This window comes from Sphaerisporangium aureirubrum (assembly GCF_042658925.1).
Classification (GTDB): domain Bacteria; phylum Actinomycetota; class Actinomycetes; order Streptosporangiales; family Streptosporangiaceae; genus Sphaerisporangium; species Sphaerisporangium aureirubrum.
Genome location: NZ_JBHSRF010000097.1, coordinates 1 through 21,797 on the forward strand (window position 1 = coordinate 1; position 21,797 = coordinate 21,797).

Annotated in this window: 22 protein-coding genes; 10 read left to right on the forward strand and 12 right to left on the reverse strand. The window is 72.6% G+C overall.

Going from position 1 to position 21,797, the window contains the following annotated elements; all coding sequences use genetic code 11:
* The first annotated feature begins 123 nt into the window (after positions 1-123).
* The 4 genes from ACFP1K_RS36395 (at position 124) to ACFP1K_RS36410 (ending at position 4,808) form a co-directional block, all read left to right on the forward strand.
* The gene (locus ACFP1K_RS36395; protein WP_380762127.1) at positions 124-1,359 is read left to right on the forward strand and encodes a M16 family metallopeptidase; all 1,236 of its coding nucleotides are present in this window, start codon (positions 124-126) and stop codon (positions 1,357-1,359) included.
* Complete coding sequence (locus ACFP1K_RS36400; protein WP_380762129.1) at positions 1,356-2,705, forward strand: M16 family metallopeptidase; 1,350 nt, start codon at positions 1,356-1,358, stop codon at positions 2,703-2,705. The genes ACFP1K_RS36395 and ACFP1K_RS36400 overlap by 4 nt, the downstream gene beginning before the upstream one ends.
* A gap of 2 nt (positions 2,706-2,707) precedes the next feature.
* Positions 2,708-3,667 (forward strand): JmjC domain-containing protein, encoded by a 960-nt coding sequence (locus ACFP1K_RS36405; protein ID WP_380762131.1) that lies wholly within the window; start codon positions 2,708-2,710, stop codon positions 3,665-3,667.
* Positions 3,668-3,809: 142 nt separating this feature from the next.
* Positions 3,810-4,808, forward strand: a complete 999-nt coding sequence (locus tag ACFP1K_RS36410; protein WP_380762133.1) for a LuxR C-terminal-related transcriptional regulator — start codon at positions 3,810-3,812, stop codon at positions 4,806-4,808.
* A gap of 30 nt (positions 4,809-4,838) precedes the next feature.
* Here the strand turns inward: ACFP1K_RS36410 and ACFP1K_RS36415 are convergent, their stop codons facing one another.
* The 5 genes from ACFP1K_RS36415 to ACFP1K_RS36435 form a co-directional block, all read right to left on the reverse strand.
* Positions 4,839-5,114, reverse strand: a complete 276-nt coding sequence (locus ACFP1K_RS36415; RefSeq protein WP_380762135.1) for a hypothetical protein — start codon at positions 5,112-5,114, stop codon at positions 4,839-4,841.
* A 5-nt stretch (positions 5,115-5,119) separates the two neighbouring features.
* Positions 5,120-6,391 (reverse strand): MFS transporter, encoded by a 1,272-nt coding sequence (locus ACFP1K_RS36420; protein WP_380762137.1) that lies wholly within the window; start codon positions 6,389-6,391, stop codon positions 5,120-5,122.
* Positions 6,392-6,408: 17 nt separating this feature from the next.
* The gene (locus ACFP1K_RS36425; protein ID WP_380762139.1) at positions 6,409-7,218 is read right to left on the reverse strand and encodes a phytanoyl-CoA dioxygenase family protein; all 810 of its coding nucleotides are present in this window, start codon (positions 7,216-7,218) and stop codon (positions 6,409-6,411) included.
* Positions 7,215-8,369, reverse strand: coding sequence for a hypothetical protein (locus ACFP1K_RS36430; RefSeq protein WP_380762141.1), 1,155 nt, complete (start codon positions 8,367-8,369; stop codon positions 7,215-7,217). Before ACFP1K_RS36430 ends, ACFP1K_RS36425 begins: the two co-directional genes overlap by 4 nt.
* A gap of 101 nt (positions 8,370-8,470) precedes the next feature.
* Entirely contained in the window at positions 8,471-8,608 is a 138-nt protein-coding gene (locus ACFP1K_RS36435; RefSeq protein WP_380762143.1) for a hypothetical protein, read from the reverse strand.
* A 244-nt stretch (positions 8,609-8,852) separates the two neighbouring features.
* On the opposite strand from ACFP1K_RS36435, the gene ACFP1K_RS36440 reads away from it, so the two are divergent.
* Both ACFP1K_RS36440 and ACFP1K_RS36445 read left to right on the forward strand, forming a co-directional pair.
* Positions 8,853-9,014, forward strand: coding sequence for a hypothetical protein (locus tag ACFP1K_RS36440; RefSeq protein ID WP_380762145.1), 162 nt, complete (start codon positions 8,853-8,855; stop codon positions 9,012-9,014).
* A gap of 25 nt (positions 9,015-9,039) precedes the next feature.
* The gene (locus ACFP1K_RS36445; RefSeq protein WP_380762147.1) at positions 9,040-9,684 is read left to right on the forward strand and encodes a hypothetical protein; all 645 of its coding nucleotides are present in this window, start codon (positions 9,040-9,042) and stop codon (positions 9,682-9,684) included.
* Positions 9,685-9,736: 52 nt separating this feature from the next.
* Here the strand turns inward: ACFP1K_RS36445 and ACFP1K_RS36450 are convergent, their stop codons facing one another.
* The gene (locus ACFP1K_RS36450) at positions 9,737-10,318 is read right to left on the reverse strand and encodes a TetR/AcrR family transcriptional regulator (RefSeq protein ID WP_380762149.1); all 582 of its coding nucleotides are present in this window, start codon (positions 10,316-10,318) and stop codon (positions 9,737-9,739) included.
* A 166-nt stretch (positions 10,319-10,484) separates the two neighbouring features.
* Here ACFP1K_RS36450 and ACFP1K_RS36455 point away from each other — a divergent pair, with 166 nt between their 5' ends.
* Entirely contained in the window at positions 10,485-12,419 is a 1,935-nt protein-coding gene (locus tag ACFP1K_RS36455) for an MFS transporter (protein ID WP_380762151.1), read from the forward strand.
* A gap of 12 nt (positions 12,420-12,431) precedes the next feature.
* On the opposite strand, the gene ACFP1K_RS36460 is transcribed toward ACFP1K_RS36455, so the two are convergent.
* Positions 12,432-13,277: a hypothetical protein gene (locus tag ACFP1K_RS36460; protein WP_380762153.1), complete on the reverse strand. Its 846-nt coding sequence runs from the start codon at positions 13,275-13,277 to the stop codon at positions 12,432-12,434.
* A 155-nt stretch (positions 13,278-13,432) separates the two neighbouring features.
* Between ACFP1K_RS36460 and ACFP1K_RS36465 the strand changes: the two genes are divergently transcribed.
* Positions 13,433-13,762: a DUF3140 domain-containing protein gene (locus tag ACFP1K_RS36465; protein ID WP_380762155.1), complete on the forward strand. Its 330-nt coding sequence runs from the start codon at positions 13,433-13,435 to the stop codon at positions 13,760-13,762.
* On the opposite strand, the gene ACFP1K_RS36470 is transcribed toward ACFP1K_RS36465, so the two are convergent.
* Together ACFP1K_RS36470 and ACFP1K_RS36475 are read right to left on the reverse strand one after the other, a co-directional pair.
* Positions 13,763-14,182: a PH domain-containing protein gene (locus tag ACFP1K_RS36470; RefSeq protein ID WP_380762157.1), complete on the reverse strand. Its 420-nt coding sequence runs from the start codon at positions 14,180-14,182 to the stop codon at positions 13,763-13,765.
* Between the two features lie 86 nt (positions 14,183-14,268).
* Positions 14,269-15,921, reverse strand: coding sequence for a catalase (locus ACFP1K_RS36475; RefSeq protein WP_380762159.1), 1,653 nt, complete (start codon positions 15,919-15,921; stop codon positions 14,269-14,271).
* Positions 15,922-16,207: 286 nt separating this feature from the next.
* Here ACFP1K_RS36475 and ACFP1K_RS36480 point away from each other — a divergent pair, with 286 nt between their 5' ends.
* A complete protein-coding gene (locus ACFP1K_RS36480; RefSeq protein WP_380762161.1) occupies positions 16,208-16,717 on the forward strand; it encodes an STAS domain-containing protein in 510 nt (169 codons plus the stop codon).
* A gap of 3 nt (positions 16,718-16,720) precedes the next feature.
* Here ACFP1K_RS36480 and fabG read toward each other — a convergent pair whose 3' ends face one another.
* Both fabG and ACFP1K_RS36490 read right to left on the reverse strand, forming a co-directional pair.
* Complete coding sequence (gene fabG, locus ACFP1K_RS36485) at positions 16,721-17,464, reverse strand: 3-oxoacyl-ACP reductase FabG (RefSeq protein WP_380762163.1); 744 nt, start codon at positions 17,462-17,464, stop codon at positions 16,721-16,723.
* A gap of 37 nt (positions 17,465-17,501) precedes the next feature.
* Positions 17,502-17,924: a hypothetical protein gene (locus ACFP1K_RS36490; protein ID WP_380762165.1), complete on the reverse strand. Its 423-nt coding sequence runs from the start codon at positions 17,922-17,924 to the stop codon at positions 17,502-17,504.
* 55 nt (positions 17,925-17,979) lie between these two features.
* On the opposite strand from ACFP1K_RS36490, the gene ACFP1K_RS36495 reads away from it, so the two are divergent.
* Entirely contained in the window at positions 17,980-19,344 is a 1,365-nt protein-coding gene (locus ACFP1K_RS36495; RefSeq protein ID WP_380762167.1) for an FAD-dependent oxidoreductase, read from the forward strand.
* A gap of 19 nt (positions 19,345-19,363) precedes the next feature.
* Here the strand turns inward: ACFP1K_RS36495 and ACFP1K_RS36500 are convergent, their stop codons facing one another.
* On the reverse strand, positions 19,364-21,460 hold the full coding sequence (locus ACFP1K_RS36500) for an ATP-binding protein (protein WP_380762169.1): 2,097 nt from the start codon (positions 21,458-21,460) through the stop codon (positions 19,364-19,366).
* Positions 21,461-21,797 lie beyond the last annotated feature (337 nt).

The window sequence follows — 21,797 nt, forward strand, 5'->3', positions numbered from 1 at the left end:
GGGGGGGGGGGGGGGGGGGGGGGGGGGGGGGGGGGGGGGGGGGTGATCGCGTCAGAGAGTGTGCGGGTGCCGGGGTCGGGGCAGCGGGTTGAGCGGTTTGTGCTTGCTAATGGGCTGCGGGTTGTGCTTAATCCTGATCGGTGTGCGCCGGTTGCGGGGGTGGCCGTTGTGTATGACGTGGGGATGCGGTCGGAGCCTGAGGGGCGGACCGGGTTCGCGCATCTCTTTGAGCACATGATGTTTCAGGGGTCGGCCAATCTCGACAGGGCCGCGCATTCGCGGCTTGTTCAGGGGGCGGGGGGGACGTTCAACGGGTCGACGCATCTGGATTACACCGAGTACAACGACCTGGTGCCCAGCGGTGCGCTGGAACGGGTGCTGTATCTGGAGGCGGATCGGATGCGGGGGCCGTTGCTCACCGAGGAGAGCCTGCGTAACCAGATCGCCGTGGTCAAGGAAGAGATCAGGGTCAACGTGCTCGGCAAGCCGTACGGGGGGTTTCCCTGGTTGAAGCTGCCGCCGGTCATGTTCGGCACCTTTGCCAACGCGCACGACGGCTACGGCTCGTTCGCGGACCTGGAGGCGGCGGCGCTGCCGGAGGCCACGGCGTTCTTCGGCAAGTACTACGCGGCGGGGAACGCCGCGCTCAGCCTGTCCGGCGACTTCGACCCCGACCACGCCGCCCGGCTGGTGGAGAGGTATTTCGGCGACGTCCCCGCCCGGCCGGCGCCGGAGCGGCCCTGCTTCGCCGAACCCCCGCTCACGCGGGAGCGGAGGGCCGCGTACACCGACGAGCTGGCGCCGCTCCCGGCGGTGGCCGCGGCGTGGCGGGTGCCGGACCCGATCGCCGACATGCCGGGCTACCTGCCGTACATCGCGCTGGCCACGGCGCTGACGGACGGGGAGTCGTCCCGGCTGGCGGACCGGCTGGCGCTGCGCGAGCGGATGGTCACCAACGTGGGCGGCTACGTGGGCTTCATGCGTGAGCCGTTCGAGACCCGGGACCCGACGGCCCTGGTGCTTCAGGCGCACCTGCCGGGCGGCGGCGACCCGGACAAGGTGCTGGCGGTCGTGGACGAGGAGCTCGACCGGCTCGCCACCGACGGCCTGGTGCCCGGCGAGCTGGCCCGGGTGCGGGCGCGGATGGTCACCCGGGTGCTGCGCGAGTGCGACCCGGTGGTGGGCCGCGCGGTGCGGCTCGGGGTGTGGGAGCTGCAACGCGGGCATCCGGGGCTGCTGCGCGAGCTGCCGGGACTGCTCGCCGAGGTCACCGCGGACGGCGTCCGCGCCGCCGCCGCGGCCCTGCGCCCGCACGGCCGCGCCCGGATCGACGTGCTCCCGGGAGGTGGCGGACGATGACGCTGCCCGCGCTGACGCGGCTCGGCCGCCTGGCCGTCCCCGAGCAGGCCGAGCTCACCCTCCCCGGCGGCCTGACCGTGATCGCGGTGCGCCGTCCCGGCGCGGCGCTGGTGGAGCTGCGGCTGTGGGTGCCGTTCGCCCGGGTCGCGCCCGCCTCGTCAGCGGTGCTGGCCCAGTCGCTGTTCTCCGGCACCGGCGAGCGCTCGGGCACCGGCCTCGCCTCGGCGCTACAGCGCGTCGGCGGCATGCTGAGCGCGCAGGCCGACCCCGACCGGCTGCTGGTCACCGGCAGCGCCCTCGGCACCGAGCTGGACGAGCTGCTCGCGCTGCTGGCCGAGGTGCTGGCCGGCGCCGCCTACCCGGACGGCGAGGTCGGCACCGCCAGGGAGCGGTTCGCCGACCGGCTGCGGATACGGCTGCGCCGCCCCACCCAGCGGGTGCTGATGGCGCTGCGAGAGCGGATCTACGAGGGCCACCCGTACGCCACGCAGATCCCGCGCCTGCCCGACGTGCTCGGCGTCCACCCGGAGGACCTGCGTGCCCTGCACGCCCGCCGGGTGGTGCCCGGCGAGGCCTTCCTGGTGCTGGTCGGCGACCACGACCCCGATGACGCGCTCGCCGTCGCCGCCCGGCGGCTCGGCGGCTGGACGGGCGCGGGGGCCGGGGAACGGCTCCCGCGGATCCCGGCGCCTGTGCCCGGCGCGGCCCTGCTGGTGGACAGCCCGGCGGCGGTGCAGTCGTCGCTGCGGGTGGCGCTGCCCGCGGTGCGGCGCGGCCATCCGGACAACGCGGCGCTCCAGCTGGCGAACCTGATCTTCGGGGGGTACTTCTCGTCCCGGTGGACCCAGAACCTGCGCGAGGACAAGGGCTACACCTACAGCCCGTCCTCGGTGATCGAGCACGCGCTCGCCGGATCCACGCTGGTCGCCGCCGCCGAGGTCGCCACCGCGGTCACCGGCCCCGCGCTGGCGGAGACGCTGCGGGAGCTGGAGAAGATCGCCGGGGAGCCGCCCGCCGAGGCCGAGGTGGAGCAGGCCCGGGAGTACGCGCTCGGCTCGCTGGTGCTCGGCATGTCCACCCAGAGCGGGCTGACCCGGCTCGCCGGCAACCTCGCCGGGCACGGGCTGCGGCTGGACTACCTGGCCGCCCACGCCGACGGCCTCGCGGCGGCGAGCGCCGGCGACGTGTTCCGGGCCGCGGCCACCTACCTGACCCCCGCGCGCGCGGTCATCGTGTTGCTCGGTGACGCCGCGCGGGTCGCCGCCGAGGTCGGCGCGGTCGTGCCGGCCGCCGTCCGCGGCGCGGACGGCCACATCGCCAGTGAGAACGGTGAGAAGAGGGATTGACGATGTACGTGCCGACTTTCAGGGAACTCGTCGGGGACGAGGACACGTTCTTCGCGGAGTACTTCAACCGGCGCCCGCTGCTGCGCCGCGGCGCCCTGCGGGCCTCGCCGCGCGACCTGCTGTCGCTGGACGACCTGGACGCGATGCTGACGTCCGAGGCGATCCGGCCGCCCTACTTCGACGTCGCCAAGAACGGCAGGCAGGTCCAGCGCGCGCTGTACACCGAGCCCGTCATCGTCCAGGAGGAGCATGTCGCCGACCGGGTCCTGCCGGACCGCGTGGCCATGCTGGTGCGCTCGGGGGCCACGCTGACCTGGGGCGCGCTCAACCACCACCGGCCGAACCTCCGCGCGCTGGCCCGCATCATGACCACGGTGTTCGCCTCGCGCGCCGAGATCGTCGGCCTGCTGACCCCGGCCGGGCGGCGCGGGCTGTCGCCGCACCACGACCCGACCGACGTGTTCGTGATCCAGGTCCACGGCAGCAAGCTGTGGAAGGTCTGGCCGCTGCCGGACCCGCGTCCCGGCGAGGGGGGGCGCGGGTTCGACGAGGCGGCGCTCGGCCCGCCGGTGCTGGAGGCGACGCTCGAACCGGGCGACATGCTCTACATGCCGTACAACTCCCCGCACGTCGCCCAGGCCGGGGACCGGATGTCGCTGCACGTGTCGGTGACGGTGAAGGCCCGCAGGTGGGCCGACCTGTTGCAGTCGGTCGTCGACCGCATCGTGCTGGCCGACCCGGAGTTCTGGGAGAACCCGCGCCTGCGCGACGAGGAGGCGGCGGTCCGCCGGCTCGGGGCGGTGGCGGAGGCGCTCGCCGAGCGGTTGCTGCTGGTCGACCCGGAGGCGGAGATCGAACGGCTCATCGCCGAGGGCACCGCGACGTACGGCATCGAGGAGGCGCACCATCTGCGTGATCTCGCTGCCGCCGACCAGCAGGCCCCCGCCTCCCGGAAATTGTGATAAATCCCCGTAAATTACGTAACCTGCGGGTCCATCGAATATCGACCGACCTTGCAGCGTAATCTACGATCCCCCCAAGGCATCTCCCGCGACGCCGGACGTGACGCTTCTCGCGCGGACCAGACCGCAATCTGGGGGAACGATGTTCGAGGTGTTCGGTCTGAGCGGCACGGCCGAGTCCGTCTACCTGGCCATGCTCCAGAACCCCGAAGAAGATCTCGACGGCCTCGCCCGCACCCTGAGCCTCGACATCGGGGAACTGCGGGGGGCCCTGGACGATCTGGCCAGGGTGTCGCTGGTCCGCGCGTCCTCCGACCGGCAGTCGCTGCGCGCCGTCAGCCCCGAGATCGGGCTGTCGGTGCTGCTCGCCCGGCACGAGGCCGAGATGGCCCGCCGCCAGCAGGCGGTGGAGCAGTGCAGGGCCGCCGTCACCGAGTTCCTGGCCGAGTGGTCCGAGTCGCGCGCCAAGGGCCCCGAGCTCGGGGCGGAGCGCCTGGAGGGCATCGACACCATCAGGGACCGGCTGAAGGACCTGGCGGACCGCTGCGAGTGGGAGGCCTGCTCGTTCATGCCGGGCGGCGCGCAGTCGCCCGAGGGCCTGGCGGCCAGCCGGGTGCTCGACGCCGAGGCGATCGGCCGCGGCGTGCACCTGCGCACCGTCTACCTGGACAGCGTCCGCAACGACCAGGCGACGCTCGACTACGCCGGCTGGCTCAGCGGGCTCGGCAGCGAGGTGCGGACGGTGCCCGCGCTGCCGATCCGGATGCTGATCGTGGACCGCAAGGCGGCGGTCGTGCCGATCGACCCCGAGGGCACGGCGGGTGTCGCCATGCTGATCTCCAGCCCCGGGGTGGTGGCGGGGCTGATGGCGCTGTTCAACGCCATCTGGAAGAGCGCGTCGCCGCTCGGCGTGGCGCGGCGGCGGGACGAGGAGGGCCTGTCGGCGCAGGAGCGGCAGGTGCTGATACTGCTGGCCGACGGCTACACCGACGAGGTGATCGCCCGGCGGCTCGGCGTGTCCGTGCGCACCGCGCGGCGGGTGGCGTCCGACCTGCTGACGAGGCTCGCCGCCCGCAGCCGGTTCCAGGCGGGCGCCCGCGCGGTGCTGCGCGGCTGGATCGACTCCGACGACCTCACCTGACCGGTCCCGCCCGCCCGGGACCTGCTGCTGTCACGGCCCGATGTAGGTGGACCTGACCCGCCATCGGGGGGTGTCCGCCACCGAGGCCATGGTCCGCCTGCACAGCTGGTCGGCCAGGCTGAGGGCCTCCAGCCGGGTCGGGGCCTGGAGGTACAGGCAGAAGCTGATCCGGCACCCGTCGGCCTCCAGGTAGGCGTGCTGGAGGCGGTCGGACGCGGCCGCGCTCTCCCTGACGGCGCGGCGCAGCCGCTCGGCGGGCGGCGCCCCGCCCTCGGGGTGCTCGACGGTGACCACCACGAGGTACATGCCGGTTATCGGAGTTCGGCGGGGTCGACGGCCCAGCGAGCCACCGCCCAGCGGACGAGTTGCGGGACCAGGCCGGCGAGCATGAGCCCGAACACGGCCACCATCGCGGTGCGCAGCCCGAGCGCCGTGCCGGCCACGCCGCCCAGCGAGACCCCGCACAACGCCGCCACCTGGAGCATCACCCCGGACAGCGCCATCACCCGCGCGACGCGGTCCCGTGGCGCGGCGGCCTGCAGGCCGCCGTACAGGGTGGCCATCATGAGGGTCCCCCCGAAGCTCCCCCCGAGCTCGAACAGGACCAGGCCGGCCGCGCCGGACACGCCGGGCGCCGCGAACGGCAGCAGGGCCAGCGAGCCCATGGTGGTGACCGCCCCGATCGCCATCGTGCGGCCGGGGCCGAAACGGGCCATGAGCCGGCCGACCAGCAGGCCGCCGCCCACCCCGCCGGCCGCGCCGAACGCCAGCAGCACGCCGAGGGCCGAGGGATGCATGCGCAGCTCGCGCAGCAGGAACAGCACCAGGACGGCCTGGGTCATGCCGTTGGCCACGGCCACCGCGACCAGTGCCTGGACCGACGAGCGCCGGATCAGCGCGAGGGCGAGCCGCGGGACGGCGGCGGCCCCCTCGCGCGGCGCGCCCGCGGCGGCGTCCCGGGCTTCCGGGGGGCGTTCCCTGACGCGGGTCAGCAGCGCGGCCGACAGCAGGAACGACAGCGCGTCGGCCAGTACGACCAGCGGCGCGGACAGCACGGCGAGCAGGCCGCCGCCGATGGCGGGACCGGTGATGTCCGCGGCGCTGCGGGTGGCGAAGAGCCTGCCGTTGGCGGTGACCAGGTGGGGCTCGGGCACGACGCTCACCAGCAGCGGGCTGGACAGGGAGGAGTACACGCCGAGGGCGGCCGAGGCGGTCCCGGCGAGCAGCAGCAGCACGGTGAGGTCGAGCGCGCCGAGCCACCACAGCAGAGGGATCAGCCCGACGATCCCGGTCTGCAGCAGGTTGCACGCGACCATCACCGGCACCCGCGGCCGGCGCAGCCGGTCGGAGTACGCCGCGGCGGGCACCCGGACCAGCAGCGAGGGGACGAGCTCGACCACGCCGAGCCACGCCATCTGCGCGGGAGTGGCGCGCAGCGTGACCGCCGCGACGAGGGGGATGGCGACGATGCTCACCGCGGATCCCACCTGCGACACCCCGGTCGCCGCCCACAGCGCCCGGAAGCCGGGGCTCGGGAAGGGCTCGACCAGGCCGGTGGTCTCGGGTGCCTGGACCGTTGTCATGGCTGCGGCCTCTCCGCTCACAAGGTGACGACCTTGGTTCCGGCGTGCTCGGCTTCCTTGACGAACCAGGCGGGGAAGTCCGCCGGGTAGCGCAGGCGCGCGATCTCCGCGAGCCGGGGGACGGTGCGGGAGACGCCGTTCATCGTGCGCACCGAGTCCTCCGCGATGCGGCACAGGAACCGGTGGTTGTCGCGCAGGTGCTCGCGGGCGTAGGAGAAGAAGACGCCGAACTTCTCCCCGCGGGGCTCCCCCAGGGCCACGGTGCTGCGGTGCAGGAGTCGGGCGTGCCACACGACGAGGTCCCCGGCCCGGGTGTCCACGGTCTCGCACAGGGAGCTCGCGCCGACGGTGTGGGCGGCCGTCTCGAAGTCGGCCGGCAGCCTGCCGTACCCGTCGAACGCCATCAGGTGCGAGGCACGCACCACGTCGATGCCGCCTCCGGTCTCGGGGGTGTTGTCCTGGAGGTACAGCCCGCACTGCACGTGCGCGAAGCCCGGCTCCCACACGTACGCCGCGCCCGGCCCGGTGAAGGCCGAGTCCACGTGCCACGGCACGTAGATGTCCTTGCGGGCGGTGCAGCTCGGGTACAGGACGGCACTGGGACCGACCGCCATGCGCACCGCGGCGAGCACGCGGTCGCGCAGCACGATCCCGGCCAGGAACTCCTCGGCGAGGAAGCCCGAGGTCGTCAGCTCCTTCGCGCCCGCGCCGCTCAGCAGCCGTCCGCACCGCTCCCGCGCATACTCCACCTCGACGGGGTCCAGGACCCCGCGGACCACGGTGTATCCGCGGTCCGCGAGGTCCTGTGACGGGTCCGGGGTGCTCACCGGGGAATCCTCACCGGGGCGCCGGGGGCCGGGCAGGCGGCCAGGGTCTGCAGCTGCTTGTAGCCGAATCCGCAGCAGTCGCCGGTGATGTCCTCGTCCAGGGCGTCGGCCGGGTGGGGCTGGCAGGTGGGGCGCACGCGGGTCAGGTCGATCGGCTCGGGGTCGTCGTCCACCCAGACCGTCGCACCCGACGTGATGAGGTCGAGATGGATCTCCGCGACGTAGGGCACCCGCTCCAGGCTCTGGTTGTGCTGGCCGAAGCCGAGGTGCACGCCGCAGCGCCGCTCGTTGATGTGCGAGTTCGCGGGGATGAACTCCTCGATGCCGTGGTTGGTGCCGAGGCCGAACTCCCCCACGCTGGTGCCGTGCGGGCTGCGCAGGCACAGCCGGAACATCTCCTCCAGCTCGGGATCGGCGCAGGTCAGCGAGGTCGCCTCGCTGTTCTCCAGCTCCACCCGCACCGGGTGGCCGGCCAGCCGGGCGTTGAGCGAGGTGATGATGTTGGCGTTGAAGGCGCCGTCGGCGACGAACACGCCGTCGACGCGGGCCGGGTAGGTGGCGATCTCGCCCGCGGGCAGGATCGTGAACCCGCCGGGGCGCCAGAAACCGCGGTTGCTGATCCACTGGAAGCGCTCGGAGTCCAGCTCGACCGTCATGTCGGTCCCGCCGCGGGTGGTCACCCGCACCTTCCTGGCCGGCGTGAGCCGGTTGAGCAGGGAGGCGTTGAGCGCCGACAACTCCGGCGGGGTCACGTTGAGCGCCATGGTGAAGAACTCGGTGGACGCGCTGATGATCCGCACGACCATGGTGCGGTCGACGCCGTACCGGCCGAACAGCGGCTCGAAGACCGGGAAGTGGGACATGGTGTCCCGCTCCAGAGTGAAGACGACCAGCCGTCCCGGCACGTCGGCGGGCTCGGGCAGCGCCGCGGCGAACCGCCCGGCGAACTCCGCGTCCCGCAGCGGGCGCATCGGGACGATGTCGGCGGAGAACCCGCGCTGCCGCAGCGCCAGCGCGATCCACGCGGCGGGCTCGCGGCTGTCGGGGGTGTAGGCGATAAGAAAGGTGTCGTCGTTTCTCACCAGCACGTAATCGTCCAGCAGAACCTTGATTCCCTGGAAGACGTTCTCGTCGGGGATTAGGTATGTCATTTTCCGTCTCCTCGGAGATGAAGGCTCCCAAACGGCCGGCCGGTGGCGCCCTCGGGGTTTCCCGTGATCAGCGGGAAACCCCAAGAGCACCGCGCCTGGTCCTAGTTGCGGAACGTGGTGTACGCGATGTACCAGGCGACCGACCCGTTGTCGTCCTCGTCGGTCTCTTCGGGGGTCAGCTCGGGCTCGGACGCGGCCATGGCGGCGACCAGGTCTTCGAACTCCTCGGGAGACGGCATGGGATCCTCCTTGGGCTGCTGCCGGCTGTTTGCCGACGTCGTCATCGTTGACCGGCGCGTACGCCCTCCGGAAGTGGTCACTTCCTGCCGTGGGGGCGGCATGACACCAAGCGGCCAGCGACGCCCTCGGTGGACGGTCCCTGCACTTACAGTCTCTTGCCACCGCCGAGCCGCTGCCATCGCGCTAGTGCCGCTGTAGAAAAAGTGTGGAACGGCAATCGTTTGATGCGAGGGGGCCACAGAGATGTACAAGTCGATGAACTCCATGATCGTGCTGGCGGTGGCCGCGACAGTCGTGGCCGTTCTTTCCGGATTCGGCTGGGACGGCTTCTCGGCTCCCGCGCTGACGATCGCGATGGTGCACGGCGGTTTCGGCTGGGACGACGCCGCGCCCGTGCAGAACTGAATCACCGCGCCCTAAGGATGACGAGATGACCGCGACGACCATCAGGCCCGATGTCCTGGCCCGCGGATGTGTGGATCTCCCCGGCATCGTGCCGGACGCGCTCTGGGACCTGCTGCACGCGGAGTCCGAGGCGCTGCGGCCGGGGATGACCATGGCGGTGTGGGAGGAGAGCAGGGGGGTCGCGAAGTTCCGCGACGGCAGCTTCTCGTCCCCGGCCCGTTTCGGGTACCACGCCGGAGGGCGGGTCCTGCGGGCGTTCCACACCGCGAGGGCCACGATCGCCGCGATCCGCGAGGCCACGGGACGGGAACGCCTCATCCCCTACCAGTGCAGCTACAACTACTACCGGCGCGGCGACTACCTGTGCCTGCACCGGGACACCATCAAGGCGACGATCACCTGCACGTTCGGGCTGACCCGCAACCTCGGCGCGATGTGCTTCGCCCCCGCGCTGCGCGACGCCAGGAACGACGACCTGGAGCGGCTGGTGGCCGAGGCCGGGCCGATGCCCGCCGGGTTCGACGAGCTGCCCACCGAGTACCACGTGGTGCGCGGCTTCCACGGCTACGACGTGCCGCACTGGCGCAGGCCGTTCGAGCACGACCTCGGCGTCCTCGGCGTCTTCTCCTACTTCGACCTCGGCAACGACCACCTGGTGGCCAGGCAGTAGTCCCGATCATCGATGCCGTCTCCCCGTCGGCCCGGCCGGCGGGGAGGCGGCTTCAGCGCGTCTTGTGGCAGAGACCGTCCATCGACAGGTCGAGGAGGCGTTCGGCCTGGGCGCGCTGCTCGGGCTTGCGGGCGGCGAGGGCGATGCCGACGAGGCAGGCGAGCAGGTCGTCCGGGGTGATGTCGGCGCGGATGCTGCCGTCGGCGATCCCGGCCTCCAGCAGGGACGAGAGGGATTCGAGCATCATCTCGCGGCTGTGCGCGTAGGGGTTGCCCCCGCAGTCGATGACCGCCCGCAGCGCGTCGGCCATGCCGAGCTTGGCGGTGGCGTAGTCGATGTAGCGGCCCATCCAGGCGCGGATCGCCTGGCGCGGCGGCATGGACGCCAGCAGGCCGGGGGCCGAGTCGCACAGCCGGGCCAGCTCGTTGCGGTACGCGGCCTCCACCAGGGCCTCGCGGGTCGGGAAGTTGCGGTACAGCGTGCCCGCGCCGACCCCGGCCTCCTTGGCGATCTGGTCGAGATTGGCGTCCAGGCCGTGCTCGGCGAAGACGCGCACCGCGGTGGAGAGGATCTTGTCACGGTTGCGCCGCGCGTCCGAGCGCAGCGGGCGATCCGGGTCGAGAGCGTTGACCACTCGGCGCTCCTTCCGTGAATTCCGGGGAAACGGGTTTGCTAAGTGGAGGCGTGTCCACTTAGCATCGATGAAGTGGAGGGTTCTCCACTTCCATCTTAGATCGACCTCGCGCGTTCGCGAGCCCATAACGGGACCGCACGCCCACGCCCGGGGAAAGGACTCACGCGTGTCATCAGCAATCGACGGCAAGACCGGCTCCGCACCGCTTCCGGACCGGTCACCGCCGGCGAAGCCCGTCAACGAGAGAGCCGTCGTCGCCACCCTCGCCTCCACCGGGCTGGTGGCGGCGTTCATGATGACCCTGGTGACACCGCTGGTCCCCGAGCTGCCGGCCATCCTCGGCGCCGCGCCGCAGGACGTGCAGTGGGTGCTGACCGTGACGCTGCTCGCCGCGGCCGTCTCCACGCCGATCGCGGGGCGCCTCGGCGACCTCTACGGCAAGCGCCGGGTCGTCCTGATCCTGCTCGGCCTGGTCGCGCTCGGCTCGGTGATCGCGATCTTCTCCTCGTCGCTCATCCCGCTCATCGCCGCCCGCGCGCTCCAGGGCACCGGCATCGGCGTCATCCCCATCGGGCTGAGCATCCTGCGCGACACCCTGCACCGCGACCGCCTCGGCGGGGCCATCGCGCTGGTCAGCGCGACCCTCGGGGTGGGCGGCGCCGTCGGGCTGCCGCTGTCGGCCTACATCGCGCAGTACCTCGACTGGCACCTGCTCTTCGTGATGTCCGGCCTGCTGAGCGCGGCCGGGGCCCTGCTCATCTGGCGGCTGGTGCCCGCGGGCCCGTCACAGGGCGGCGGGTCGTTCGACGCCGTCGGCGCGCTCGGGCTCGCCGCGGGCCTGGTCGCGCTGCTGCTCGGCGTGTCCGAGGGCAACGTGTGGGGCTGGACGAGCCCGGCCACGCTCGGGTGCCTCATCGGCAGCGTGCTGATCTTCGCGCTGTGGGGGCTGTTCGAGCTGCGCGCCAAGAGCCCGCTCATCGACCTGCGGGTGGCCGCGCGCCGCACCGTGCTGTTCACCAACATCGCCTCGATCACGGTGGGCTTCGGGTTCTTCGGCACGGCCGTGATGTTCCCGCAGATCCTGGAGTCCCCCACCGGCACCGGTGTGGGCCTCGGGCAGGGCATGCTGGTCGCGAGCCTGTGCCTCATGCCGAGCGGCCTGGTCATGTGGGCGACCTCCCCCGTGGCGGCCCGGCTCACCAAGGCGCGCGGGGCCCGCGTGCCGCTGCTGCTCGGCGTCGTGATCATCACCGTCTCGTACGGCCTGAGCCTGGTGCTGATGACCGAGGTCTGGCACATGGTCTTCATCGCCGCCGTGATCGGCCTCGGCGTCGGCTTCGCCTACGCCGCGATGCCCACGCTCATCATGGGCGCCGTCCCCGCCTCGGAGACCGCCGCGTCCAACGGCCTCAACTCCGTGATGCGCACCCTGGGCTCGACCGCCGCCAGCGCCGTCCTCGGCGCCGTCATGGCCGCCCACACCGTCACCGCCGGCCCGGTCACCACCACCAGCGCCACCGGCTTCCGCCTGACCTTCATCATCAGCGCCGCGGTCACGGTGATCGGCGCCGTCTTCACCGTGCTGATCCCCCGCCACCACCCCCCGTACCGCGACGCGAGCATCCCCGACGCCGACGACCTGGCCCCCGCCGTCGCCGCCCAGCCGAGCGACCGCGTCATCGAGAACCTGATCGCCACCTACGCCGAGCACGTCGACCACGGCGACTACACCGCCCTCGGCGACCTGCTCGCCGACGCGACCCTCACCCTCGACGACGAGGCGCCGATCAGCGGCAGCGAGGTCCCGGTGAGGTTCGCCTACGACACCCTGACGACGCACGACGGCACCCCCCACACCAGGCACGTCACCACCAACGTCATCATCGAGGTCGACGAGGCCGCCGGCACCGCCACGTCCCGCTCCTACTTCACCGTCCTCCAGTCACCCCCCGGCTCCCCCCTCCAGCCGGTCGCCAGCGGCCGCTACCACGACCGCTTCACCCGCCACGAGGGCAACTGGCGCTTCACCCACCGCCGCGTCCTCACCGACTCCCTCGGCGACCTGGACCACCACGGCCGGCACGCCGCCGTCCAGCACTAGCGCTCCGCCGGTCTACTCCGCGGCGGCGCGGCGGCGGGCCTCGGCGGCGCGGTGGGCGGCGCGGGAGTGTTCGCGTTCGGCGATGGCCAGGCGTTTGGCCAGGGAGTCCTGGAGGGCCAGGACGTCGTGGAGTTCGGCGCGCAGGCGGTCGGCCCGGGCGGCGACGGCGGCTCTCTCGCGGGTGACGTCGTCCAGCTCGGTGCGCCATTCGGCGAGGGCGCGGCCGGCGGCGGCCTCCTCCGCGGCGGCCCTCGCGCGTTCCTCGCGTTCCCTGCGGCGCTGCTCCTCCTTCTGGCGGCGCTGCTCCTCACGGGACCTCGTGCCTTTGCCGGAGGGCTCGCGTGCCTCCGGGGGCTCGCGTGCCTCCGGCGGCGTGGAGGGGGGCGGGCCCGCGGGGGCGAAGCCGGCGTGCCTGCGGGGGTGGGCCAGGCGGCCCGCGCGGACGTCGCCGGAGACCGCCGGGTCCATGGTGGCGGCGTAGAGGGTCTCCTCCGCCTCCCGGGAGGCGGGGTCGCGCAGGGGGCGGCCGGTGGAGGCGGCCAGTGTGGTGAGGGTGCGGGCCAGGGTCGCCATGAGTTCGGTCCTGCGCTGGTCGAGGCCGGTCACGTGGCTTCCGGCGGCCCACGCCGCGCGCAGTTCCTCGCCGAGGTCCAGCAAATCGTCCAGTTCGGGGGGCGCGGCGCGGACCAGGAGGTTGACGGCCCAGGCGGAGACGGTGGGGCGCCGCAGGGCGGTTATCGCCTTGGCCAGGACGGGGTCGCCCGCCTGTTTGGCCTCGGCGGCCATCCGGGTGCGCGCGGCCGTGAACTCCTCGGGCGGGAGGCCGTAGAGCTCGTCCGCCGCGGCAGCCAGGTCCACACTGGGCCTTTACCCGCGACGGCGGGCCGGCTCCCCGACCCGGGCGCACTGTTTCCGATTTATCGGCATTCAGTGGTCTAAAGCGGGTGGGAGCCGTGGGTAGGGCCGCCGGTATGACGAAGAAGCCGGAGAAGACCCCTGAGGCGAGGTGAACGATGCCTTCGGACAAGGGCCGGATCGCCGCCGAGTTCCGGGAGGCGGTCAACATGGCGCCCGCCGAGCTGGAGCGGTGGCTCGCGACCGCCGAGTCGCGGGACGCCGGTGAGCGGTCCGGCGGCGGGGAGACGACCGGGCACCGGTCCGGGCGGCGGATCGTGACGATCCTCCGGGAGGCGGACCAGGACCTGTCGGACGACGACTACGCGCACATGCGGAAGGTCGTGGGCTATGTGCGGCGGCACCTGACGCAGCGACCCGGCGGGGACGTGACGGACACGCGGTGGCGGCGGTCGCTGATGAACTGGGGGCACGACCCGCTCAAGTGATCACAGAGGCCTGAGGCGGAACAGCTCCTCGGCGACCGAGACGCAGGGGGCGCCGAGTTCGTGGGCGGAGAACAGGTGGAGGTTCTCGGCCGTCTCGATCTCCAGCATGTCCCAGCGCAGGCCGTAGCGGGCGTTCCTGGCGACCCTTATGTGGGTGACGTCCCGCCAGGGGACCAGGTGCCTGCCCGCCATCCCGGTGACCACGGTCAGCCCGAGGTCGTCCGCCGCCAGCCGTATCGGCGCCAGCGTGTCCCGTACCGCGAATCCCCCGAGCAGCACCGCGCCGCCCGCGCACAGCAGCATCCCGCGCCGGTCCACGGCCAGCAAGACGGCCGCGATGACGGCGAACCCCACGGCCGCGGCCCACTTCGCCACGGTGAACTCCCGCCGGACCTTCCACTGCCGCCGTACCCCGCTCATGCGTGCACGCTACCGCCAACCCTCACCGCCCCGCGCCCCACCGCTTCACCGGCCGGCCGCCGTACACGGCGCCGGGCAGGTGGTCGTCACGGGATGAACCTCTCGTCGGGGACGCAGTGGGTCATCACGAGGCCGGTGACGTCGCGGGGCGGGTTCTTGCCGAGGTGATCCATGCGGTCCTTGTCCTCCCTGGTCAGGGTCTGGCCGGGGAGGGGGGGCAGGTGGATGACGTCCTCGGGGGAGATGCCTATGGCGTCGCCCACGCGCAGACCCAGGTCGTTCTCGGCCATCAGGAGGTGCCAGACCATGCGGTCGCGGACGGGGCGCGCGCACTGGCGCAGGGCCTCCGCCAGGTTGTGGACCAGGTCGTCGCGTTCCCATCGCTCCATCAGCAGGTAGCGCTGGCCGGCCTGTGTGTAGTCGTCGGTGCGCGGCACGCGCCTGCGGGTGAGACGGCCGACGATCAACGGGCCCTGTTCCTCGTGAGGCGGCGCGGGGGCCTCCCGGGGGCCGCCGAGGATGGATGGCTCGTAGTTGACGTGCGGGGACTCGCCCGCGTCGCCCTGGTCGTAGGCCATGAAGCCGTCGCGCTGGTTGGTGCGGACCTCGGCGTTCTTCGGGCTGTTCACCGGGAGCTGCAGGTAGTTGGGGCCGACGCGGTAGCGCTGGGTGTCGCTGTAGGAGAACGTGCGTCCCACCAGCATCTTGTCGTCGGAGAAGTCCAGGCCGTCGATCAGGACTCCCGTGCCGAACGCGATCTGCTCGCTGTCGGCGAAGAAGTTGCGGACGTTGCGGTCCAGCACCATCCGGCCGGCGAGCCGCGGCGGGAACCGGTCCTCGGGCCACACCTTGGTGTCGTCCAGCGGGTCGAAGTCCAGCTCGGGATGCTCGCCGTCGGTCATGATCTGCACCATGAGCCGCCACGCGGGGTGGTCGCCGCGCTCGATCGCCTCCCGCAGGTCCCTGGTCGCGTGCCCGACGTCCCCGGCCTGCACGACCGCGGCGTCGGCTTCGGTCATGCTGCGCACGCCCTGCTCGGGCAGCCAGTGGTACTTCACCAGGTGGGTCTCCCCGGCCGCGTTCACCCACCGGTAGGTGTTGACGCCGAAGCCCTGCATGTGGCGGTAGCCGGCCGGTATGCCGCGCGGGCTGAAGAGGTTGACGAGCATGTGCATGCTCTCCGGCGTCTGCGACATGAAGTCGAAGATCCGCCCCGGGTCCTGCCGGAACGTGACGGGGTCGGGCTTGAGGGAGTGGATCACGTCGGGGAACTTGATCGCGTCCCGGATGAAGAACACCGCGAGGTTGTTGCCGACCAGGTCCCAGTTGCCGTCCTCGGTGTAGAACTTGACGGCGAAGCCCCGGGGGTCGCGCGCGGCCTCCGAGGAGTCCCGCCCGCCGATCACGGTGGAGAACCGGACGGCGACCTCGGTCCGCTTGCCGGGCTCGGCGAACGGCTTGGCCCGGGTGTACCGGGAGATCGGCTCGTCGCCGAGGCGGCCGGTCGCCTCGAAGTACCCGAAGGCCGTGATGCCCCGGGCGTGCACGACCCGCTCGGGGATGCGCTCCCGGTCGAAGTGGCTGATCTTCTCGATGAAGTGGTAGTTCTCCAGCGTGGCGGGCCCGCGCGCGCCCACGGTGCGCTGGTTCTGGTTGTCCTGGATCGGATGCCCTTGCCGGTCCGTCAGCACCGGGCGTTCGTCACCCGGACGGGGCCCCATGGGCGACATCTCAGCCATGACGACCGCTCCTTCCTCGCTGCGATTGGCATTCGTCATCCCATGTCCGCTAATTGACCTAAATAAGCTCATAAAAGGGTCAGTCAGGTAGATCTTTCACACCCACCCGGCCGCGCCGTCCCGTGCCGTACATTCCCGGGTCAACGGCTGCCCACGACCCGCCGCGCGGGACGCCTTACCGGTATCGCGGCACGGACAGGACCCGCCACGGCACCGAGAAAGCGTCAGGAACTGGTAGGAAGGGATGCACGCCTGCCATGAAACCCGCAGGCGGAAGGAGTTGATCATGCAGCACGGGGCTGGGCCTCAGTCAGGGCTCGTCGTCTCGTCCCACAAACGGGACGGCTTCATCATCGTCAACGCCGAGGGGGAACTCGATTACCGCTCCGCCTCCGCCCTGAGAAGAGGGCTCACCACCGCCTGGGCCGCGCCGGGGATCTCCGCGCTGGTCCTGGACCTGAGCGCGGTCGCCTTCTGCGACTCCGTCGGCCTCAGCGAGCTGATCAGCGCGCTCCGGCACAGCCGGGACACGGGGCTGCCGCTCCGGGTCGTCGGCGTCCAGGGCACGGTGCTGCGCATCCTGACGATCACGGGGCTTCACGAGTCGTTCGACATCTACGACGACCTCGACGCCGCGCTCGGACGGCCGGGTGCCTCCGGCGGGCCCGGCCCGGGCGGCGAGAGCCGGGCGGCGCAGCAGGCCGCCGACCGCCACACGCGCCGCGACTCGCCGCCCGCCGTCGCCGAATGGCGCTCGCTCCCCCCGGACCCCGGCGACCTGATCCCCGCCACCTGACCCTCACATCAGGCGGCCGCCGCCCACCTCCAGGACCGCCCCGGTGACATAACTGGACAGGTCCGAGGCGAGGAACAGCACGGCGCCCGCCACCTCGTGCGGCTCTCCCGCCCGCCGCATCGGGATGTCGGCCTCCCGGGCCGCGAACACCTCGGGTGGCATGGCCGCCGTCATCGCGGTACGGATCAGGCCGGGTTGCACCGCGTTCACCCGCACACCCTTGGGAGCCAGCTCCTTGGCCGCCGCCTTGGTCAGGCCCACGATGCCGGCCTTGGCGGCGCTGTAGTTGGTCTGCCCGAAGTTCCCGGACTTGCCGGACAGGGACGACATGTTGATGATCGACCCCGTCCCCGCCTCCCGCATCACCGCGGCCGCCGCGCGCACGCCGAGCCAGGTGCCCTTCAGGTGCACGTCCACGACCGCCTCGAAATCGGCCAGGCTCATCTTGGCGAGGCTCGCGTCGCGGGTGATCCCGGCGTTGTTCACCATGATGTCCAGCCGCCCGAACCGCTCCACCGTGTACGCCAGCGCGCCCGCCACCGCGGTCTCGTCGGTGACGTCGCAGCCGAGCGCGGCCAGCGCGTCCCCGCCGCCGAGCGCGGACACCGCCTCGGCGGCCCGGCCGAGGTCCTGGTCGGTGAGCACGACGCCGGCCCCGTGCTCGCGCAGCAGGCGCGCCACGGCGAGGCCGATGCCCTGCGCCGCGCCGGTGACGACGGCCGTGCGGCCGGAGACGAGTCCCGTCACAGCGCTCCCTCCCCCGGTCGCGGCGGCCCGTCCGCGGTCAGAACCTGACCTCGTACTCGGGCGAGCGCCGGCGGCCGGGCTGCCCCGGCTCGGTGACCGGCTCCACCTTGCGGATGTACCCCGCCGCCTCCAGCAGGTCGAGCGCGGGCACCATCGCCGCGACGGTCTTGAACCTGCGGGCCATGCGCCGGAACACGTCGCGCCGCCGGAACCGCTCGGCGCCGATGCGCCGCAGGCAGTCGAGCAGCGCGCGGGCGTCGTCGGGCAGCGCGTCGTCGGAGCGCACGGGAGGGGTGACCGAGATGATCTGCATCCGCGAGGCGCTCTCGTTCCTGATCCGGGAGATCTCCAGGATGAGGTCGTCCAGGTCGACCAGCATCCGGGTGGCGGCCCGGAAGCGCTCGAAGTCATCCTGGATCGTCATCAGGCGCTCGGTTTCCTGGCGCAAGGCTTGTCGCATGGCTGAATAATGTCATTTTTGGCATTATTGGCAACACCTCAGCGAGAGGAACCGAGTGGCGACCTCTGACACCCCCCACATACTGATCATCGGCGGCGGGCTCGGCGGCCTCTGCCTGGCCCAGGGCCTCGCCGCCACCGGGCTGAGCGCCGCCGTGTACGAGCGGGACGCGGGCCCGGCCGTCCGCGGCCAGGGCTACCGGATCACCCTCAAGCAGGACGGTGTCCGCGCCCTGCGCGCCTGCCTGCCGGAGCACCTGGCCGAGCTGTGCGCCGCGACGGCCATCCGGTCGGCCACCACCATGACGTTCCTGGACGAGCGGCTCGTCCCGAAGTTCGCGAAGCCCATCCCCGATCAGGCCGATTCCGACGCCGGGTTCGGGGTGAACCGGCTCACCCTCCGCGAGATCCTGCTGACCGGCCTGCCGGGGAACGTCCACTTCGGCAAGCAGTTCCAGCGGTACGAGACGCGGGACGGCCGTGTGGTGGCGCACTTCGCGGACGGCACGTCCGCGACCGGCGACCTCCTGGTCGGCGCGGACGGCACCGGCTCGGCGGTGCGGCGGCAGTTGCTGCCGGACGCCGGGCTGGACGACCTCGGCTGTTTCATCTACGGCAGGACGCCCATCGGGCCGGACACCATGTCCTGGCTGCCCGAGGTGCTCACCGACAGCTTCAACCGGGTGACCGACGCCGCCGGGACCGCCGTGTCCGTGGCGACCTGCCGGGCCCGCGAACCGTACGACGCGGCGGTCGCCCGGCTGGCGCCCGGCGCGCGCCTCACACCGGTGCCCGACTACCTGGCGTGGACCATCAGCGGGCAGGGCGCCGGGGTGTGGACGCTCGGCGGCGCCAGGGAACCGCGCGCGGCCGGCCCCGAGGAGCTGCACCGGCTCGCGGCCACGCTGGTGCGCGACTGGGATCCCCGGGTGGGCCGCGTGATCGCCGAGGCGCACGTGCCGGACACCTTCCTGGTCACGCTGGCCTCGGCCCGGCCCGTCGAACTCTGGGACGCCTCCGGGGTCACTCTGCTCGGGGACGCCGTGCACACCATGTCGCCCGGCCGGGGCGAGGGCGCCAACACCGCGCTGCGCGACGCCGCCCTGCTCCGCGACGCTCTGGCCTCGGGCCGTCCGCTCGCCGAGGCCGTCCCCGCCTACGAGCACGAGATGCTCCGCTACGGCTTCGCCGCCGTCACCGCCTCCCGCACCAGCCCTTTCATGCCCCGCCCCGCCACCCCCGCGCCGCCCGCCGGCCCCCGGCAGGGCCCGCCGCGCCCCGCTCCGCACCCCCGCGCCATGCCGCCCTCCGGCACTCCCAAGCCTGGATCGCCCTCGGTGTCCCCCCTGCCCGGCTCACCTGCCCGGTACCCCAAGCCCGGACCGCCTCCCGGCCCGCGGCCAGGGCCGCCCCCGGTGTAGTCCCGGACCGGGCCGCCGCTCAGTCGTCCGTGCGGGCTGCCGTGCCGTCCGTGCCCGCGGGGACGGGCGGGGGCGGCTCCAGGGCGTACTCGACGGCACGCTCGACGTCCAGGGCCCGGCCGCTCTGGAAGGCCGCCGCGTAGGCGTCCGGGCCGAGGGAGGTGCGGGCGAGGTCCTCGGTGGCCTCGCGGACGTCGTCCGGCGGCGAGATCGACACGCGCAGCCCGAAGCTCAGCTCGATCAGCTCGCCGACGCCGAGCAGCCGGGCCGCGCGGTCCGTGTCGCCGCGCCGGGCCGCCGCCGCGGCGAGGGCCGAGACGGCCGTAGCCATGCCGAGGCTGTCGCGCAGCAGATGCTTGGCGCGCAGCGACGCGCGGAAGAACCGGTCCGCCGAGACCGCGTCGCCGTCCTCCAGCTCGATGAAGCCGCGCACCCAGTCGCCCGAGGACCGCATCCAGATGTCCCCGAGCGAGTCGCACAGCGACCGCTGCCGCCGCAGCAGGGACAGCGCCTCCTCGCGGCGCCCGAGGCGGGCGAGCACGTACGCCTCCCCCACCAGCGCCGCCGCCAGGCCGGCCCCCTGGTCGCCTCCCTCCTCGTGGGTGCGCCGCGCCCGTTCGAACATGCCGAGCGCCTCCGGCAGGTAACCCCAGCGCAGCCCGGTGGTGGCGCAGCACGCGGTGGCCCAGCCCGCCGACGCGCGGTCCATCCCGGCGAAGGACCGCGTCATGCACTCGGTGGCCAGGTCGTTGGCCTGGTCCAGGTCACCCTGGACGTCGGCGAGCCAGGCGCACACCCAGAGCGCGCGGTTCACCTCCGCGCCCGGCGGCAGGTCCGGGGACCGGGACAGCGCCGCCCGCAGGTAGCGGCGCCCGTCGGAGACGAAGCCGCACGCCATCCAGAAGTACGCCAGCCGCCCCGCCAGCTCCACCCCCGCCGCGTGCCCGGCCGGGTGGGCGAGGGCGAAGTCGAGCGCGGCCCGCAGGTTGGGCAGCTCGCGGGTCATCCGGGCGTGCCAGTCCACCTGCCCCGGTCCGAACCACTCCCGGTCGAAGCGCCGGGCGAGGTCCAGGAAGTAGTCGAGGTGCCGCCGCCGGGTCTCCTCCTCCGTGCCGAGCCGCCGCAGCCATTCGGCGCCGTACTCGCGCACCGTGTCCAGCATCCGGAACCGCACCGCCCGCCCGGAGGCCACGCGGTGCACGATGGACTTGTCGACCAGCCGGAGCAGCACGTCCTCGACGTCCTCCCGGCGCACCCCCGTCCCGGTGTCGGGGTCGGCGCACACCGCCTGGGCCGCCGGCAGGTCGAAGTCGCCCGAGAAGATCGACAGACGCGCCCACAGCAGCCGCTCCACCGGCTCGCACAGCTCGTGGCTCCACCCGATCGCCATCCGCAGCGTGCGGTGCCGCCGCACCGGGGTGCGGGCGCAGCCGGACAGCAACTCGAAACGGTCGTCGATCTTGCCCATGATCTGGTCGAAGGACAGCGTGCGCAGCCGGGTCGCGGCGAGCTCGATGGCCAGCGGGATGCCGTCCAGCCGCCGGCACAGCAGCGCCACCTCCGGCGTCGGCACGAACCCCGGCATCAGGCTGGCCGCCCGGTCGGCGAACAGCGTCACCGCCTCCGGGTGCCGCCCCGGCGCGTTTTCCTGGTCCCGGTCGTCGATGGCCAGCGGCTCCACCTGGAAGCACGACTCGCCGCTTACCCCCAGCACGCGGCGGCTGGTCACCATGATCCGCAGATCGGGCGCCGCCGACAGCAGCCCGTCCACCAGTGGTGCGCAGGTCTCCACCAGGTGCTCACAGGTGTCCAGCACGAGCAGCGACTTGCGCGGGGCCAGGAACCCCTGCAGCGCCGTGTCCGCCGACATCCCGGACTTCCCGGACACCCTGAGCGCCGAGCAGATCGTCTGCCCGAGCATCCCCGGCTTCCGCAACGACGACAGCTCCACGAACCACATCCCGCCCGGGAACCGCGCCCGCAGCCCCCGCGCCACCCGCAGTGCGAGCCGCGTCTTCCCCACGCCGCCCACCCCGGTCAGCGTGACAAGCCGCGACCCATCGAGCGCCCGCCCCACCGAAGCGGCCTCATGCCGCCGCCCGACGAAGCTCGTCACCTCCGCGGGCAGACCACCCGCACCCTCACCAGCAGGCACACCCCTCGCCGCCCTACGTCACCCGGCTCCAGATGGCTCCGCAATAGTAAGTCACCACCACCGTCCCGCATAAGATCTCCGATACCTTATCGGCATTCTTTTTTCGCGGCGGCGGTTGCCCCCCTGACCCATGTGTGGACAGCAGATTTCGGCCTGTGTAAAATCTGTGCCGCGAACGGACGGGAGGCAGGGCGGACCCAAACAGGTAATGCCGCACGCCCGGCCGCCTTAGTCCCGCCCCACCATATTCCCGGCGCGGATGTTCCGACCTTCCAGACCACAGTCCACTCCTATTCGG